The sequence below is a fragment of the Muricoccus harenae genome (assembly GCF_009848505.1).
Taxonomy (GTDB): domain Bacteria; phylum Pseudomonadota; class Alphaproteobacteria; order Acetobacterales; family Acetobacteraceae; genus Roseomonas; species Roseomonas harenae.
Map to the genome: position 1 here is coordinate 42,336 of NZ_WWDL01000017.1, position 15,635 is coordinate 57,970.

The 15,635-nt window shown below is 68.8% G+C and carries 14 protein-coding genes; 8 read left to right on the top strand and 6 right to left on the bottom strand.

Annotated elements, in window-relative coordinates; all coding sequences use genetic code 11:
* Window positions 1-90 precede the first annotated feature (90 nt).
* The 5 genes from GSE44_RS13490 to GSE44_RS13510 are packed head-to-tail and all read left to right on the top strand — an operon-like array spanning window position 91 to window position 4,951.
* The gene (locus tag GSE44_RS13490; protein WP_159349354.1) at window positions 91-1,383 is read left to right on the top strand and encodes an ArgE/DapE family deacylase; all 1,293 of its coding nucleotides are present in this window, start codon (window positions 91-93) and stop codon (window positions 1,381-1,383) included.
* A complete protein-coding gene (locus GSE44_RS13495) occupies window positions 1,380-2,621 on the top strand; it encodes a Zn-dependent hydrolase (RefSeq protein ID WP_159349355.1) in 1,242 nt (413 codons plus the stop codon). Before GSE44_RS13490 ends, GSE44_RS13495 begins: the two co-directional genes overlap by 4 nt.
* Before the next feature lie 5 nt (window positions 2,622-2,626).
* Complete coding sequence (locus GSE44_RS13500) at window positions 2,627-4,120, top strand: M81 family metallopeptidase (protein ID WP_159349356.1); 1,494 nt, start codon at window positions 2,627-2,629, stop codon at window positions 4,118-4,120.
* Window positions 4,121-4,124: 4 nt separating this feature from the next.
* Entirely contained in the window at window positions 4,125-4,517 is a 393-nt protein-coding gene (locus tag GSE44_RS13505) for a VOC family protein (protein WP_159349357.1), read from the top strand.
* Window positions 4,514-4,951: a GNAT family N-acetyltransferase gene (locus GSE44_RS13510; protein WP_159349358.1), complete on the top strand. Its 438-nt coding sequence runs from the start codon at window positions 4,514-4,516 to the stop codon at window positions 4,949-4,951. The genes GSE44_RS13505 and GSE44_RS13510 overlap by 4 nt, the downstream gene beginning before the upstream one ends.
* 4 nt (window positions 4,952-4,955) lie before the next feature.
* Here the strand turns inward: GSE44_RS13510 and GSE44_RS13515 are convergent, their stop codons facing one another.
* Both GSE44_RS13515 and GSE44_RS13520 read right to left on the bottom strand, forming a co-directional pair.
* The gene (locus GSE44_RS13515) at window positions 4,956-5,213 is read right to left on the bottom strand and encodes a hypothetical protein (protein ID WP_159349359.1); all 258 of its coding nucleotides are present in this window, start codon (window positions 5,211-5,213) and stop codon (window positions 4,956-4,958) included.
* Window positions 5,214-5,382: 169 nt separating this feature from the next.
* Complete coding sequence (locus GSE44_RS13520) at window positions 5,383-8,196, bottom strand: glycosyltransferase (protein WP_159349360.1); 2,814 nt, start codon at window positions 8,194-8,196, stop codon at window positions 5,383-5,385.
* Window positions 8,197-8,473: 277 nt separating this feature from the next.
* Here GSE44_RS13520 and GSE44_RS13525 point away from each other — a divergent pair, with 277 nt between their 5' ends.
* Window positions 8,474-9,781 carry a hemolysin family protein gene (locus tag GSE44_RS13525; protein WP_159349361.1) on the top strand — a complete coding sequence of 436 codons (1,308 nt, stop codon included), beginning with the start codon at window positions 8,474-8,476 and terminating at the stop codon, window positions 9,779-9,781.
* 7 nt (window positions 9,782-9,788) lie between these two features.
* Here GSE44_RS13525 and GSE44_RS13530 read toward each other — a convergent pair whose 3' ends face one another.
* The 4 genes from GSE44_RS13530 to GSE44_RS13545 all read right to left on the bottom strand — a co-directional run bounded on the left by GSE44_RS13530 (window position 9,789) and on the right by GSE44_RS13545 (window position 12,054).
* Window positions 9,789-10,631 carry a PhzF family phenazine biosynthesis protein gene (locus tag GSE44_RS13530; RefSeq protein WP_159349362.1) on the bottom strand — a complete coding sequence of 281 codons (843 nt, stop codon included), beginning with the start codon at window positions 10,629-10,631 and terminating at the stop codon, window positions 9,789-9,791.
* Window positions 10,632-10,635: 4 nt separating this feature from the next.
* Window positions 10,636-11,055 (bottom strand): DoxX family protein, encoded by a 420-nt coding sequence (locus tag GSE44_RS13535; protein ID WP_159349363.1) that lies wholly within the window; start codon window positions 11,053-11,055, stop codon window positions 10,636-10,638.
* A 139-nt stretch (window positions 11,056-11,194) separates the two neighbouring features.
* Window positions 11,195-11,692, bottom strand: a complete 498-nt coding sequence (gene gpt / locus GSE44_RS13540; RefSeq protein ID WP_159349364.1) for a xanthine phosphoribosyltransferase — start codon at window positions 11,690-11,692, stop codon at window positions 11,195-11,197.
* 14 nt (window positions 11,693-11,706) lie between these two features.
* Entirely contained in the window at window positions 11,707-12,054 is a 348-nt protein-coding gene (locus tag GSE44_RS13545) for a tRNA-binding protein (protein WP_159349365.1), read from the bottom strand.
* Between the two features lie 386 nt (window positions 12,055-12,440).
* Between GSE44_RS13545 and ggt the strand changes: the two genes are divergently transcribed.
* Together ggt and GSE44_RS13555 are read left to right on the top strand one after the other, a co-directional pair.
* Window positions 12,441-14,051, top strand: coding sequence for a gamma-glutamyltransferase (gene ggt, locus GSE44_RS13550; protein ID WP_159349366.1), 1,611 nt, complete (start codon window positions 12,441-12,443; stop codon window positions 14,049-14,051).
* 79 nt (window positions 14,052-14,130) lie between these two features.
* Window positions 14,131-15,630, top strand: a complete 1,500-nt coding sequence (locus GSE44_RS13555) for an amidase (RefSeq protein WP_159349367.1) — start codon at window positions 14,131-14,133, stop codon at window positions 15,628-15,630.
* The last annotated feature ends 5 nt before the right edge of the window (window positions 15,631-15,635 follow it).

A 15,635-nucleotide genomic window follows, 5' to 3' on the forward strand; every position in this document is an offset into this window, starting at 1 on the left:
CTATGGGCGTGCCGGAACCTTGTCCACGCGCCTCGACACGGCTGCCGGAGCGAGTAGCCTGCGCCCCTCTATTGCGACGCAGGATGTTCCATGACCCCACTCGACCCTGGTGCGAAGCGTGCGATCCTCGATGCGGTGGCGGCCCTGGAAGGGGCGGCGGTGGACCGCCTTGCCGCCCTGGTACGCTGCGATTCCACCCTGGGGAAGGAGGCCGGGGTGCTGGACCTCATGGCCGCGAACTACGAATCCCTCGGCCTCACCCCGCGCCGCATCCCGACTGAGCCGGAGGCGCTGAAGGACCATCCGGGCTTCTCCCCCCCGCTCATCTCCTATGAGGGCCGCGACAACGTCGCCGCCATCCACACCCCGCGGGAGGTGAAGGGCCGCAGTCTGGCGCTGCAGGGGCATGTGGACGTGGTGCCGGAGGGTGCGGCCGATCTCTGGATCACGCCGCCTTACGAGCCCTCGGTCCGGGACGGGCGCATGTATGGGCGCGGCGCGGGGGACATGAAGGCGGGGATCGTCTCCTACCTCACCGCCTTTCAGGCCCTGAAGCTCGCCGGGTTGCAGCCGGCCGCCCCGGTGCAGATGCAGGCGGTGATCGAGGAGGAGTGCAGCGGCAACGGCGCCCTGGCCACCATGCTCGCCATGCCGCGCACCGATGGGGTGGTGATCCCGGAGCCCGGCCCTTCCATGGCCGCCATGTATTCCGCCGAGGTGGGCGTGGTCTGGGCCTGGGTCACGGTCACAGGGCGCCCGACCCATGTGCGGGACATGCATGCGGGCATCAACGCCATCGAGGCGGCCATGCACATCGCGCGGCGCTTCAAGGATTACGAGAATGAGCGTAACCGCGCCGAGAACATCCACGCGGCCTTCCGTGGCGTGAACCACCCGGTGAACGTCAACCTCGGCACCGTCGAGGGTGGCGAATGGAACAGCAGCGTGCCCACCCGCGCGCGGATCGGGCTTCGTGTCGGTGTCATGCTCGGCTACAGCGCGGCCCGCACCAGGGCAGACATTGAGCGGATCGTGGCCGAGGCGGCGGGCGATGCGGCGCTGCGCGGCACGCAGGTGAAGCTGGAGTTCAAGGGCTTCATGGCCGATCCCTGCGCCTTCGACATGGAGAGCGAGATCTGCCGCCTCGCGCGCCGATCCTATGCCGAGGTCTCGGGCAGCGAGTTGCGCGAATACCCCGCCACGGGCCTGACGGATGGTCGCTTCTTCACGCTGTATCAGGATACGCCGGTCGCCTGCTTCGGCCCGGATGCGCAGGAAATCCACGGCATCGATGAAAGCGTCTCGCTCGCCTCGATGCATGACATCACGCGCAGCATTGCGCTGCTGATGGCCGAGTGGTGCGGCGTGGAGAAGGTGGCATGAGCAACATTCCTTTTTCCGGGGCGCGGCTCTGGGATTCGCTGATGGAAATGGCGAGGATCGGCGCCACGCCGAAGGGCGGCTGCAACCGGCAGACGCTCACGGCACTGGACGGCGAGGGCCGCGCGCTGCTCGCCCGCTGGGGCGCCGAGGTCGGACTGACCCTCACGACCGACCGCCTCGGCAACATGGCGCTGCTCCGTCCGGGACGAGACCCGTCGCGCAAGCCCGTCGCTATCGGCAGCCATCTCGACACCCAGCCCACGGGCGGCAAGTTCGATGGCGTACTGGGCGTGCTCGCGGGGCTTGAGGTGATGCGCGCCCTGCATGAGTCGGGCACCGAGACCGAGGCGCCCATCATGCTGATCAACTGGACCAATGAGGAGGGCGCGCGCTTCTCGCCCCCCATGATGGGCAGCGGCGCCGTCATGGGCGCCTTCTCCGAGCAGCAGGTGCTCGACACGCTTGATCCCGAGGGCATTCGCTTCGGGGATGCCCTGAAGGAGATCGGCTGGGTCGGCGAGGCTGATCCCGCCGCGTTGCGGAACCTGGAAGCCTATTTCGAGCTGCATATCGAGCAGGGCACCATCCTCGAGCGTGAGGGGCTGAACATTGGTGTGGTGACCCATGCTCTCGCCCAGCAATGGTTCACCGTGACGGTGACGGGGGAGGAATCCCATGCCGGCGGCACCATGGCGCATCGCCGCGATGCTTTGATCGCCGCCGCCGTGCTGATCCAGGCGCTGGAAGCCATCGCTCTGGAAGCCGGCGGAGACGGGCGTGCGACGGTGGGACAGATCGCCGTCGAGCCTTCGAGCCGTAATGTGGTGCCCTCACGCACCGTGTTCAGCGTGGACCTGCGGCATGGTGATGAGGCCGCGCTGGACCGGATGGCCGACGCGCTTCGCAGCCGCGCCGCCGCGCTGGCTGCCGAGCGTGGCCTGGCAATTGAGGTCACCCCCTTCTGGGCCTTCCCGCAGACGCCCTTTGACCCGAACCTGGCGCAACACGTGCGGGACGCGGCCGAGGCGCGCGGCATCAGCTTCCGCGATCTTCCGACCGGCATTGGCCATGATGCCGTCTATGCCGCGCGCCGCGTGCCCAGCATCCTGATCTTCACCCCTTGCCTTGGCGGGATCAGCCATAACGAGGCGGAGAGCATCACGCCGCAGCAGGCGGAGGCGGGGCTGCTCGTCCTGGCCGATGCGGTGGTCGCCACCGCCGGCCTGGCGAAGGGCTGAAGACCATGCGAATCGCCCTTGGCGGCTTCATGCATGAAAGCCATTCCTTCGCGCCGGTTCCCACCCTTTGGAAGGACTTCGCGGAACCGGGCGGCTGGCCTGCGCCGCAGCGTCCTGCCACCCTGCTGGACGGGCTGCGCAACACCGGTGTTCCCTCGGCCGGTGCCATCGCGGCGGCCGAGCGCAGCGGCATCCACATCGCGCCGCTCTCCTGGGCCTTCGCGAACCCTGCCGGTCCAGTGGTGCCCGAGGCGTTCGAACGCGTCGCCGCCTGGATCGTCTCAGACCTTTCGGCGGCACTCACCGAAGGTCCGCTCGACGGCATCTATCTCGACCTGCACGGCGCCATGGTCGCGGAGGACTTCCCGGACGCCGAGGGCGAGCTGCTGCGACGCGTGCGTGCCCTGGCCGGGCCGGACATGCCGATCGTCTGCAGCCTGGACCCGCACTGCAACCTGACCGCCGCGATGGTGGAGCGCTCGGATGCCGTGGCACCCTTCCGCACCTATCCGCATGTGGACATGAAGCAGGCTGGCGCCCGCGCCATGCGCCTGCTGGTGGAGCGAATTCGCCGCGGCAGGCCCTTCGCCCGCGCCTACCGCCAAGTGGATTTCTGGCTGCCCATCACCAGCCAGTGCACGCTGGTGCCGCCGATGAGCGAGGTCTATGCCGAACGCGAGCGCATCGCGACGCGGCACGGCGTCACCGAGCTCGCCTTCTGCTTCGGCTTTCCCTATGCGGATTTCCCGGGCTGCGGCATGGCACTCGCCGCCTATGCCGCGGACCAAGCGGCCGCGGACGCCGCCGCCGACGAGTTCCTCGCCCTGATCAACCGCCGTGAGCGCGACTTCGCCGGGGAGATTCTGCCGGCCGGGCGTGCCGTAGCGGAGGCCATGAAGGCTAACGGCAGCAAACCCGTCATCCTGGCGGACACGCAGGACAACCCCGGCGGCGGCGGCCATGGCGACACCACCGGCCTCCTGGCCGAGCTGGTCCGGCAAGGTGCCCGCAAGGCCGTGGTCGGCTCCATCAACGATGCTGAGAGCGCCAAGGCGTGCCATGTGGCCGGGGAGGGGGCGACGCTCTCCCTCAAGCTCGGCGGCAAAAGCGATGGCGCACCGCTTGAGGTGACGGCGCGGGTGCTGCGGCTCTCCAATGGGCGTTTCACCTGCACGGGGGCGATGGCCGGGGGCAATCCTGCGGATCTCGGGCCTTCGGCGCTGATCGCTATCGGTGGCGTGCGGGTGATCGTCACCAGCCGCAAGATGCAGGCCTATGACCTCGCCCTCTTCCGCCATATTGGCATCGAGCCCTCGGAAGAGCGGATCGTGGTGGTAAAGTCCAGCGTGCATTTCCGCGCCGATTTTCAGCCAATCGCCGAGCGCGTGCTGGTGGTGGCCGCCCCTGGCCCAGTGGTGGCCGATCCGGCCACGCTTCCCTTCCGCAACCTTCGGCCGGGCCTGCGCCTTCGTCCCGGAGCGAATGACGTGACGAGGTGAGGCGATGTTCAGCCATGTGATGGTCGGGGCGCGGGACCTGGATGTAATGGCGCGCTTTTACGATGCCGTTTTGCTCCCGCTCGGCCTCGTCCGCGGACCAGATGCTGTTGAGGGACCGAAGGGGATCTCCTACCACCGGCCAGGTGAGGACCACCCGACCTTCGACGTGCAGGAACCCTTTGACGGACAGCCGCCCAGCCCCGGCAATGGCTGCATGATTGCCTTCATGGCGCCCAGCCGCGCCGCGGTGGATACGGCCCATTCCGCCGCCCTGGCCCATGGCGGAACGGATGAAGGCGCGCCCGGCCTGCGGACGCGCTACGCCCCTGATTACTACGGCGCCTATGTTCGTGACCCGGAGGGCAACAAGCTCCACGTCGTCCATCGCGGCGGATGAAGAACGGGGTCGCACGGGTCACCGCCCTTCCGGCTGGCTTCCCTCTGCTGCGGGATGCCGCCCTGGCCGAAGGTTGGAAGCTGCTGCGCGTGCTGGAGGAGGACTGGAACAGCGGCGCGCTCCGCTTCGTCGCCTCAGGCGAGGCGCTGTTCGCCGCCTGGCGGAATGGCGCTCTCGCCGGGATGGCCGGGCTGAGCGTCGACCCCTATTCAGAGACGGAATCCGTCGCGCGGCTGCGCCGGCTTTATGTCGCTCCGCCGCATCGGGGATACGGAATTGGCCGCGGCCTGATCGAGGCCGCCACGGATGCGGCGACGGCACATGGATTCCGCATGATTCGCGTGCGTGCTCCGGCCGCGGCGGGCGCCTTCTACGAGGCCTGCGGCTTCCTGCCGGCCGTCATGCGTTCCGCAACCCATATCCGTCCCCTCTGATCCATCAGAGGCTCGCGGCGGTGGCCTGGAGGCTGCGCACGGTCTGACGGGTGGTTTCGAGTTCGCGGCCCGTCGCGGCGAGGTTGCGGCGCAGGCCTTGAACGCTGTCCTGCAGCCGCGCCGTCGTGTCGCGCAGCGCATAGAGGCTCTCCCTGAAGTCGCCAAGCGCGGCGCGCTGCTCCTCCTGCGCCACGGACAGGAGGCGCAGCGCGGTTTGCAGCCGATCCTGCGGGCCGCGGGTGAGGGGAAGAATCTCGGCCATGCACATCGCTCCGGCAAAAGGTAAGCGAAGGCTTAACGCTGCGTGCCGTGACCGTGCATCTTGAAACCGCGTTAACGAAGTTCACTTCTGAACCCCGCCTCACGGGGGGGCCAAACGCGAAGCGGCCCGCGGGATCACTCCCGCGGGCCGCTCCTGTCATGCCTTCTCGCTACTGGACTTCGCTATGCGCCACGACCTGCCCGGCCGTGGATTGCGCCGGCACCGCTCCCGGCAGCACCGCGACCTGCGTCGCCGGCATCGCCGCGATCAAAGCCATCGATACCGCCGCCAGATAGGGCACCGACTGCACCAGCAGGATGACGGTCCAGAGGATCGCCTCCCAAGTGCCACCGCGATGCGCGACGGTGATGCCGATGGCGGCCGTCCAGACCAGCGCCAGGAAGACACCTTCCTGCCGCGCCGTCAGCAGTCCCTGCACCAGCGCGGGCGCGTTCTCCATCTTCGGCGTGCGGGCGAAATGCGCCCGGCGCTTGAAAAAGCCCTGCCACACCGCCTTGCCGATGGTGTGCGTGAGCGCGAGGCCGCCCAGGGCCGCGCCTAGCCGGTCGAGCGGGCCGCAGGAGACGCGGGCGCTGTAGAGCATCCAGATCTGCGCCAGCTTGAAGGCGAAGAGGCCGAGGCTCGGCAGCATGAAGAGAGTAATCGGGAACTCGTCCGACAGCCCCAGCGAGACCAGCGCGGTGCGCAGCCCCTCGGTCGCGATCTGCAAGCCGAAGAGGTCGATGGCCGGGTAGAGGCGGGTGAGCGGGATCAGCGTCAGGCCCACCGACCAGACGAGGCCGCCCACCACGAAGGCCAGCCCCAGCGCATCGCCCAGCCAGGGCATCCAGCCCATGACGAAGTGGAAGCGCTGGCCCTGGGTCAGGCTGCGGTCGAAGGGGTTGAGCAGGGCGCGCCAATGGCCCTTCACGATCTGCACCGCGCCGAAGGCCCAGCGATGGCGCTGCTTGCGATAGGCCGAGAAGTCGTCCGGCATCACGCCGCGGCCCATGCTGTCCGGGCAGTACACCGCCTCCCAGCCCTGGCGCATCAGGCGCAGACCAAGCTCGCTGTCCTCGCAGATGCACCACTCGGCCCAGAACTTGCCGTTCACCGCCGCCTGCACCATCGCGGACTTGCGGATAAGCGTCATGGTGCCGTGCTGGATGATGGCGTTGCGCTCGTTGCGCGTGACCATGCCCGCCTTGAAGAACCCGGCATACTCCCAGAACATCAGCCGCTTGAAGAGACCGCCATGGGCGTCGCGGTAGTCCTGCGGGCTCTGCGTGAAGCCTACCTCGGGGCGATCGAAGAAGGGCACCATCCGCCGCAGCCAGTCCGGGCGGACCAGATAGTCACTGTCGATCACGCCGACGATCTCGGCATCCGGCGCCGTCTCGCGCAGGGCGAAGTTTAGCGCGCCCGCCTTGAAGCCGGGCCACTTGCCAAGGTGATAGAAGCGGAAGCGGGCACCGAGGCGCGCGCAATGCTCGGCCACCGGCTCCCAGATCGCCGGGTCGGTGGTGTTGTTGTCCACCACCAGCACCTCGAACTCCGGGTAGTCCAACTCAGCCAGGGCATCGAGCGTCTGGCGGACCATGTGCGGCGGCTCGTTGCAGATCGGCAGGTGGATCGAGACCTTGGGCAGGCGCGCGCCCTCGGTGGCGGGCAGGGCGGGCCAGCGGCGCTTGCTCACCCGGCCGAACACCGTCTCCGCCAGCTCGAAGCCATCCGACAGCAGAAGCGCCAGCAGCAGCACCTGGCCCGCGATCAGGAAGCTCCAGACCACGCCGGCGGTGGTGGACATGTAGGTTTCGGTCATCGCCAGCACCACGCAGGTGCCAAGGGCGACGAAGCCCTGGGACAGCACGGCCAGCATCAGCTTGCCCTGCCAGCGGATGTCGGGCCGGCGGGAGAGAAAGAAGAAGGTGGCGAGGAAGGCGGCAAGGCTCGCGCCGAGCGCCCAGCCAAGCCAGCCCGGCGTCTCCTGCACGGGCCCCGTCAGCGGCCACTTCTGGTGCCGGTCGAGGTCATACATGCCCCAGTGGCCGGCGGCACGGCCTTCGAATGAGACCTTCCACGGCTGGTCGAAGGCTTCCATGACGAAGTATTCAAGGCCGCGCTGTTCGGCGATGTTGAAGAAGCTGCGCATGAACAGCGCCTGGTTCACGCGGGTGGCGCGGGCGGCGCCCTGGGCCACGCCGTCGGAGGGCCAGCCCACCTCGCCGATCACGATCTTCTTGCCGGGGAAGCGCGCCTGCACGGCATCGTACTTCTCCATGATGAAACGCAGCGCGTCATCGACCGGCAGCCCCTCCCAATAGGGAAGGAGGTGGATGGTGATGTAGTCGACCGCATTGCCGAGTTCCGGGTGGTCCATCCATACGTGCCAGGGCTCGGCGGTGGAGACGGGCTGGCGCACCTGGCGCCGCACCTGTTCGATATAGCCGACCATCTGCGCCGGGGTGACGTCGCCGCGCAGCACCGCCTCGTTGCCGACTAGCACGCGCTCGACGTTGCGGCTCTCTCGCGCGATCTGCACCAGGCGCCGAATCTCGGCTGCGTTGCGGTCGAGACGCTTATCCAGCCAGGAGCCAAGGGTGATCTTCAGGTCGAGGCCCGTGTTCCAGGCGATCTCGGGGATGCGTTCGATGCCGCCATGCGCCGCATAGGTGCGGATGTGGCGGGTGAGTGGGGCCACCTTGCGCAGGTCGCCTTCGATCTGGTCGGCGGTCGGCCAGTTATTGCCTTCGGCGCTCTGGCCGCGCTGATAGGGCGCGAAGGCGAGGCCGTTCACCTGCCCGCGGAAGCCGGGCATTTCGACAGGACGATTCAGCACCCACCAGCTTCCCAGATGGGCCAGGGCCACGAGGACCAGCACCAGCAGCGTCCCACGCTGGCGCGCCAGGCGCGAAGGGGCAGGCCGGAATGACTGTCCGGCCGAAGAACCGGGGGTCGGGCGCGGGGCAACGTGCGCGTTCATCGCGTGCAGGGCTCCGGCGCGAGGGCCCGGACCACCGCCCGGCCGATCCGAGCTGGCATGGTCTGGGCGCCTTCTGCGCTCCATCCCATAAAGGCCCCTGGCTGAGGCGCCCGTCCGGCCCAATCTGGGCAATATTGCGGCGCGGTACGTAGCGGCGGAATACGCCGTGAACGCCCCTGCGGCGTGACTCGCTGTCCGGATTAGGCTGACGGGTGACAAGGCGCTATTTTGGCCTCCCGCCCATCACGATCGAACGAAAAGGAATCTCCCCCACACCATGTCGGTGCTCCTGGAAATCGGCATCATCCTGCTGCTGGTGCTGCTGAACGGCGTCTTCGCGATGAGCGAGCTCGCGATCGTGTCTTCGCGACGCGCCCGCCTCACGGCGCTGGAGCGCTCCGGCTCGGTCGGTGCCGGAACGGCAATGGAATTGGCGGATGATCCGCAGCGCTTCCTGCCGACGGTGCAGGTCGGCATCACCCTCATCGGCGTATTGGCCGGCACCTTCGGTGGCGCGCGGCTCTCGGCCACCCTCGGGCCGGCGCTGGACTCTATTCCCTTCGTCGCACCCTATGGCACCGAGGCGGCGCTGGTCATCGTCGTCGTGCTGATCACCTATCTCTCCCTGATCCTCGGTGAGCTGGTGCCGAAGCAACTCGCGCTGCGGCACCCTGAGCGAATCGCGGCGCTGGTCGCCCGTCCCATGTCGGCGCTCTCGCGCGTTTCGGCGCCCGTTGTCTGGGTGCTGTCCACCTCCTCCGCCCTCGTTCTCCGCCTGCTCGGTGCCCACCATTCGGTTGAGCAGTCCGTGACGGAAGAGGAGGTCAAGGCGGTGGTGGCCGAGGGCGCCGAGGCCGGGGCGCTCGAGACCGAGGAGCGCCACATGATCGAGCGCGTGCTCCGTCTCGCTGATAAGCCGATCCGCGCCCTCATGACGCCCCGCCCCGAGATCGCCTGGCTCGACCGCAACGCGACCTCCGAAGAAGTGTCCGAGAAGCTGAAGGGCGAGACGGTCAACCGATTCGTCGTGGCCGACGGAAGGGTGGACAATGTGGTCGGCGTCGCCGCCGCCAAGGATCTGCTCGACCAGGTGCTCTCCGGCCAGCCCCTCTCGGTGGCGGGCGTGCTGCGCCAGCCGATGGTGCTTCCCGATAACCTCTCCGCCCTCGATGCACTGGAGCGGATTCGCCAGGATCCACTCGGACTAGCCTTGGTGATGGATGAATACGGCTCTTTCGAGGGGGTGGTGACCGCCTCGGACCTGCTAGAGGCCATCGTTGGCGAGTTGGGCGCCCCCGCGGCGCAACCCGCCGGGGCTGGCCCGGCGGTGGAGCGCCATGACGGTAGCCTGTTGCTGGACGGCATGATGCCGAGCGACGAGCTGCGCGCCCGGCTGGACCTTCCCGTGCTGCCGCAGCCTGGCAGCTACCACACGGTGGCCGGGCTGATGCTGGCCCTGTTGCGCCGCGTGCCGAAGGAGGGCGACCGGATCGTCTTCGGCGGTTGGCGCTTCGAGATCATGGACATGGACGGACGCCGCGTCGACAAGGTGCTGGTGGCGAAGGACGATCCACTGGCTGCCTGAGGGGCGCTCAGCCCTCCACCTCCGCCATGATCCGGGCCTGACCGGACACGCGAACCGACACACCCTGTCCATGCGGGATGCTGGTCAGGAGACGGGATGGCATGCCCATGTCGTCTCCCTGTTGGATGGTGATCCGACCTCCATGCGGCCAGCCGATGTCGCGCAACAGGCCACCCAGGGCCGCGGCCGCTGCGCCGGTGGCCGGGTCCTCCGCCACGCCTCCCGCGGCGAAGGCGTTGCGGGCATGGAAGAGATCCGGTGCCGCGGAATGGACGATGGCGATGGTCACCAGTCCCTCTGCCTCCATCAGCGCGCGCCCGGCATCCATGGCGTAGTGCATGTCCCGCAACGTGGCATGGTCTCTCAGCGCAAGGACCAAATGCCGCGCGCCGGCCTGGGCGACGGAAGGCGGAATCCTCGAATCGAGCATCGATGCATCCCACCCGAAAAGGTAGAGGGTACGTTCGACCAGGTCGTCCCGGGCCGGCGTGCTGGTGGTGGGCGGCGACTGCAGCGCCGCCTGCAGCCGGCCTCCCTCCCGCCAGCCCTCTACCGTGATCTCCGCCTGGTTCAGCCGCAGGGGAAACCGCCCATCTCCCTGGCGCAGCGCGAGGGCCGCTCCGAGGGCGATCGTTGCATGGCCGCAGAACGGCACCTCCATGGCCGGGGCGAAGTAGCGCACGCGCCAGCCATTGCCTTCGGGCGCGGCGAAGGCTGTCTCGGAATAGCCGACCTCCGCAGCGATGCCCTGCATGGCAGGCGCGTCGGGCAGTGCCGGGGCGATCACCACCCCGGCCGGATTTCCGCCCGAGTCGCCATTCGAGAAGGCTGCAATGCGCTGAACCTGCATCGGCTCAGCGATGCTGCCGCGCCCAATGTGCCTGGATGGCGGCCAGGGCCAGGCCGCCGCACATGCCGATATGTTCCACCGCCACATGCATGGTCATCACCGCCGCCTCGCCGGTCTTGGTCCAGAAGGAATGGACAAGGAGGATGGTCAGCAGGGTGAAGACCGCCAGGGCCCCGGCGCCGAGCCAGGCGTGGCGCCCATGGATGACCAGCGCCGCGCCGACCAGCTGGGTGATGATGACGGCAATAGCGAAGGGAGCGGTCGGGTGCAGGCCGAACATGCCCATCTCGGCCTGGGCGCCGCTGAAATCCGCCAGCTTCACAAGGCCGCTCGCCCAATAGGGAAGGGTGAGGATGATCCGCATCAGCACGCCGAAGACGCGGCTATCCAGGATGGCGGCGATCGGCCGCGGCGTGGCGCTCATGGTGAATTCCCCCTCCGGACCGCGAGGTGCGGCCGGCTCGCGGCCCAAATCATGCGGCGGTCTGTACCGTTTCGCCAGCGTTCCGGCGAGTTGCCCGTTCCGCCGGGTGGATCACGCTCGCGGACAGGGACGATCTGCTCTAGGCAGCTCCACCGGCGGCCGTGCGGGCGATCGGCGCGACGAATTGCGGCTCGGTGTCCCAGGGGAAGAGGATCCAGGTGTCCTGGCTCACCTCGGTGACGAAGCTATCCACCAGGGGCTTGCCGGCGGGCTTCGCGTAGATCGTCGCGAAATGCGCGCCCGGCAGCATGGCCCGGACCACGCGGGCGGTGGTACCTGTGTCCACGAGGTCATCCAGCACCAGCCAGCCGGTGCCGTCCCCGGCCGCCACCGGGGGCTTGGCGACTATGGGCTCGCCCTTCTTTTCATCATCATAGGTGATGACGGAGACGCTCTCGATCAGCCGGCAATCCAGTTCACGCGCCACGATGGCGGCCGGGATCAGCCCGCCGCGCGTGATGGCGACGATGCCGCTGAAGCCGCCCGAAACCGGCCCCTTGCCGACCAGCCGCCAAGCCAGCGCCTTGGCATCGCGGTGAAGCTGGTCCCAGGTGACGGTGTAGTAACGCGGGGGCATGAATTGCGGTCCTCTCAGAACATCCGGGCGCCGTTCGGCACCGCCAGGTCGGGACGCAGCAGCACGACCGCGCCCTCCGCATCGGGGACGCCAAGGACCAGCACCTCGCTCGCGAAACCAGCGATCCGGCGCGGCGCGAAGTTCACCACGGCCATCACCTGCCGGCCGATCAGAGTCTCGGGCGCGTAATGCACCGTGACCTGGGCGGAGGAGCGCCAGACGCCGATCCCCTCACCGAAATCGACCCAGAGCTTGATGGAAGGCTTGCGCGCCTCGGGAAAGGGCTTGGCGTCCACCACCGTGCCGGCTCGGATGTCGATGCGGTCGAATTCGGCGAGGGTGGCGGGCGTCGCGTCTTCCATCCCCGGCGCATAGCGGAGGTGGAGCCGGGGCGGAAGGGCAGGGGGCTCCAAGGTCCCCGCCGGCCTCGTGAAAGGTCACATTCCAGGGAAGAAACGCGGCTTCGGCAGCGGCCGCGGGCCCATTTTTGGGGCTCCGCGGGGGCCGGACCCGGGGCCGATGCCTCCTGAGTGGGAAGGCGTCGGCAGACCCGGCGGCACCCTCCCGGAAAGTCGGCCGAAGGAATCCTTAACACCCCCGCCTTTCGCCTTCGGCAATCCAGGCGTATCCCCCTCGGACGCATCCTGATCGTCGAGGACGTGATGGGCGCAATCTTCTTCCTCGCCCCCCGGCCTTGGCCGACCCAAGGGGGCGGGCCTGCTCATCGACGGGGGCTTAGTTCGACCTGATGCGTGACCTTCACCTTCCCGGCCGCAGCCCGGCCATGGCCCTCAACGCGATGGCCGCCACCTCCATGCCGGCGGCGACCCTCGCGGCGCTCGATATCATGCGCGCGGGCGGCAACGCGCTGGACGGCGCCATCGCCGCCTGCGCGACCCTCTGCGTGGTGGAGCCGCAATCCACCGGCATCGGCGGCGACTGCTTCTGCCTCTACGCCCCTGCCTCGGGCGGGGTGATCGCCATCAACGGCTCCGGACGCGCCCCGGCCGCCGCGACGCCCGAGGCGCTGCGCGCCGCCGGCCTGACCGCCATGGTCAACACCTCGGTCCATTCGGTGACGGTGCCCGGCGCCATCTCCGCCTGGGAAGCGCTGAACAAGGCCCATGGCAAGCTCGGGATGGACCAGATCCTGCAGCCGGCCATTCGCTATGCAGAGGAAGGCTTCGCCGTCTCCTCCCGCGTCTCGGCGGATTGGGAGGACAGCGTGGCCAAGCTGTCCAAGCAGCCGCAGACGGCGCGGCGCTTCCTGAAGGACGGCAAGCCCTATGCCTTCGGAGATCGCTTCACCCAGCCCGAGCTGGCGAAGACCCTGCGCGCCATCGCCAAGGACGGCGCGCGCGCCTTCTACACCGGCGAGATCGCGGCCGACATGGTCGCCACCCTGCGCGCCGCCGGCGGGTTGCACACGGAGGAGGATTTCGCGGAGGGGCAGAACGTTGCCAACTTCGTCGACCCGATTTCGCGCCAGTGGCAGGGCATGGATGTGTTCCAGTGCCCGCCCAATGGCTCGGGCCTGCTGGTGCTGATGCTGCTCGGCATCCTCGAGGGCTTCCCCGACCCGGGCGGGCCGCTGACCGCCACCCGCCTGCACCGCCACCTGGAGGCCGCGCGCCTGGTCTACCGGGACCGTGACGCCTTCCTCGCCGATCCCTCGCAGGTCGAGGTGCCGCTCGCGAAGCTGCTCTCGGATGATTACCTGACGAAGCTGCGCGGCATGATCAGCGACGACGAGGCGATGGAGGAGCTGCCGCCGCCGGGCGATGTCGACTGGCAGAAGCACAAGGACACGGTCTACCTCACGGTCGTCGACCGTGACGGGAATGCCTGCTCCTTCATCAACTCCCTCTTCGAGGGCTTCGGCTCCGGTATCCTGGCCGAGAAGTCCGGCGTGATGATGCAGAACCGCGGCTTCGGCTTCCGGCTGGAGGAGGGCCACCTGAACTGCATCGCCCCACGCAAGCGCCCGATGCACACCATCATCCCCGGCATGGTGATGAAGGATGGCCAGGCGATCATGCCGTACGGCGTCATGGGCGGGCACTTCCAGCCGATGGGCCAGAGCTGGTTCCTGGCGAACCACTTCCAGTTCGGCATGGACGTGCAGGAGGCGCTGGACCTGACCCGCGTCTTCCCGAGCGTCGGCGCCAACCACCGCGACGTCGAAATCGAGACCGGCCTGCCGCCTGAGCTTCGGGACCAGCTGGCCGCCCTCGGCCATAAGCCGAAGTTGATCAAGAAGCCGCATGGTGGCGGCCAGGCCATCCTGATCGACCGCGAGCGCGGCGTCCTCATCGGCGGTTCCGACCCCCGCAAGGACGGCTGCGCGATGGGCTACTAGGCCCTCCGGGGCCGCGGCCTTCGGGCCGCGGCCCCCCTGAGAACAACCGCCGAAGACCAACCGCCGACCGGGACCGCCGATGACCGAGCCTTGCGACCTGACCGCCCTCGAAGCCCGGAGGCTGATCGGGATCCGGAAGCTTTCCCCGGTGGAGCTGCTGGAATCCTGCCTCGCACGCATCGCGGCGGTGAACCCGGCCGTCAACGCCGTCGTCGCCATGGACGAGGATCGTGCCCGCGCCACGGCGCGCGCGGCGGAGGCGGCGGTGATGCGGGGCGACAAGCTCGGCCTGCTGCACGGCCTTCCCATCGGCATCAAGGACCTGGAGGAGACGGAGGGGCTCGTCACCACCTTCGGCAGCCCGCTGTTCCGAGACAACGTGCCCAAGGCCGATACCAGCTCCGTGGGCCGCATCCGCGCGGCCGGGGCGATCATCACCGCCAAGACGAACACGCCGGAATTCGGTGCCGGCGCCAACACGCGCAACGCCGTCTATGGCGCGACCGGCAACCCGCATGATCCCACCCGCTCGGCGGCCGGCTCCTCCGGCGGCTCCGGTGCGGCGCTGGCGGCGGGGATGTTCGCGATCTGCTCGGGCTCGGACACCGGCGGCTCGCTGCGCAACCCGGCGGCTTTCAACGGCATCGTCGGATTCCGCCCGAGCCCGGGCCTCGTCTCGACGGAGCGCCGGCCGCTCGGCTGGCAGAACCTGCCTGTCCTCGGCCCGATGGCCCGGAATACCCCGGACGCGGCGCTGCTGCTGGCGGCCATGGCGGGCGACGATCCCCGTGACCCCTTGGCCTATACCCTCCCCGGACAGCCGGTGCGCGGGCTGCCGGAGATGTGGACCCCACTCGCACCGCTTGACCTCTCGGCGCTGCGCGTGGCGGCGACGGAGGATTTCGGCCTTGCACTGGTGGAGAAGACCGTGCGCGAGGCCTTCCGCGCTCGCATCACGGCGATGGAGCCGCTTTTCGCAGGCATCGAACAGGCGACGCCCGATTGCACCGGCGCCAACGAGGCCTTCGAGATCCTGCGCGCCCTTGGCTTCATCGCCGCCCATGCGAAGAAGGTGGCCGACACGCCAGACCAGGTCGGCCCCAATGTCCGCGCCAACGTGGCGGAGGGCCTCAGCTATTCGGCCGCGGACGTGGCGCGGGCGGGGGTGCTGCAGACCCAACTCTACCAGCGCTGGCAGGCCTTCTTCGCCGCCGGCACGGACCTGATCATCACCCCGGCCATCACCATCTCGCCGCGCCCCTGGTCCGAGCTGTTCCCGGCCGAAATCGACGGCGAGAAGACGCGCACCTACTTCCACTGGCTTGCCATGGCCTACATCGTGACGCTGACCGGCCATCCGGCGATCTCCATTCCGCTGGGCCGGGACGCGAAGGGCATGCCCTTCGGCCTGCAGATCGTAGGCCCGCGTGGCGGGGACCAGCTGGTGCTGCGTGCGGCGGCTGCGATCGAGGCTGCCGTGGCCGGCGATGCCGAGCTGGCCCGGCCGGTGCCGGATATCGCGGCGCTGGCGAAGGCGCCCCCCATCTCCGGCATGCCGGGCTTCCTGGGCTTCGACTGAGGAAC

Excerpts from the sequence above, each read along its gene's own strand:
- GSE44_RS13490 (WP_159349354.1), top strand. The coding sequence starts at position 91 with ATGACCCCACTCGACCCTGGTGCGAAGCGTGCGATCCTCGATGCGGTG.
- GSE44_RS13495 (WP_159349355.1), top strand. The coding sequence starts at position 1,380 with ATGAGCAACATTCCTTTTTCCGGGGCGCGGCTCTGGGATTCGCTGATG.
- GSE44_RS13500 (WP_159349356.1), top strand. The coding sequence starts at position 2,627 with ATGCGAATCGCCCTTGGCGGCTTCATGCATGAAAGCCATTCCTTCGCG.
- GSE44_RS13505 (WP_159349357.1), top strand. The coding sequence starts at position 4,125 with ATGTTCAGCCATGTGATGGTCGGGGCGCGGGACCTGGATGTAATGGCG.
- GSE44_RS13510 (WP_159349358.1), top strand. The coding sequence starts at position 4,514 with ATGAAGAACGGGGTCGCACGGGTCACCGCCCTTCCGGCTGGCTTCCCT.
- GSE44_RS13515 (WP_159349359.1), bottom strand. The coding sequence starts at position 5,213 with ATGGCCGAGATTCTTCCCCTCACCCGCGGCCCGCAGGATCGGCTGCAA.
- GSE44_RS13520 (WP_159349360.1), bottom strand. The coding sequence starts at position 8,196 with ATGAACGCGCACGTTGCCCCGCGCCCGACCCCCGGTTCTTCGGCCGGA.
- GSE44_RS13525 (WP_159349361.1), top strand. The coding sequence starts at position 8,474 with ATGTCGGTGCTCCTGGAAATCGGCATCATCCTGCTGCTGGTGCTGCTG.
- GSE44_RS13530 (WP_159349362.1), bottom strand. The coding sequence starts at position 10,631 with ATGCAGGTTCAGCGCATTGCAGCCTTCTCGAATGGCGACTCGGGCGGA.
- GSE44_RS13535 (WP_159349363.1), bottom strand. The coding sequence starts at position 11,055 with ATGAGCGCCACGCCGCGGCCGATCGCCGCCATCCTGGATAGCCGCGTC.
- gpt (WP_159349364.1), bottom strand. The coding sequence starts at position 11,692 with ATGCCCCCGCGTTACTACACCGTCACCTGGGACCAGCTTCACCGCGAT.
- GSE44_RS13545 (WP_159349365.1), bottom strand. The coding sequence starts at position 12,054 with ATGGAAGACGCGACGCCCGCCACCCTCGCCGAATTCGACCGCATCGAC.
- ggt (WP_159349366.1), top strand. The coding sequence starts at position 12,441 with ATGCGTGACCTTCACCTTCCCGGCCGCAGCCCGGCCATGGCCCTCAAC.
- GSE44_RS13555 (WP_159349367.1), top strand. The coding sequence starts at position 14,131 with ATGACCGAGCCTTGCGACCTGACCGCCCTCGAAGCCCGGAGGCTGATC.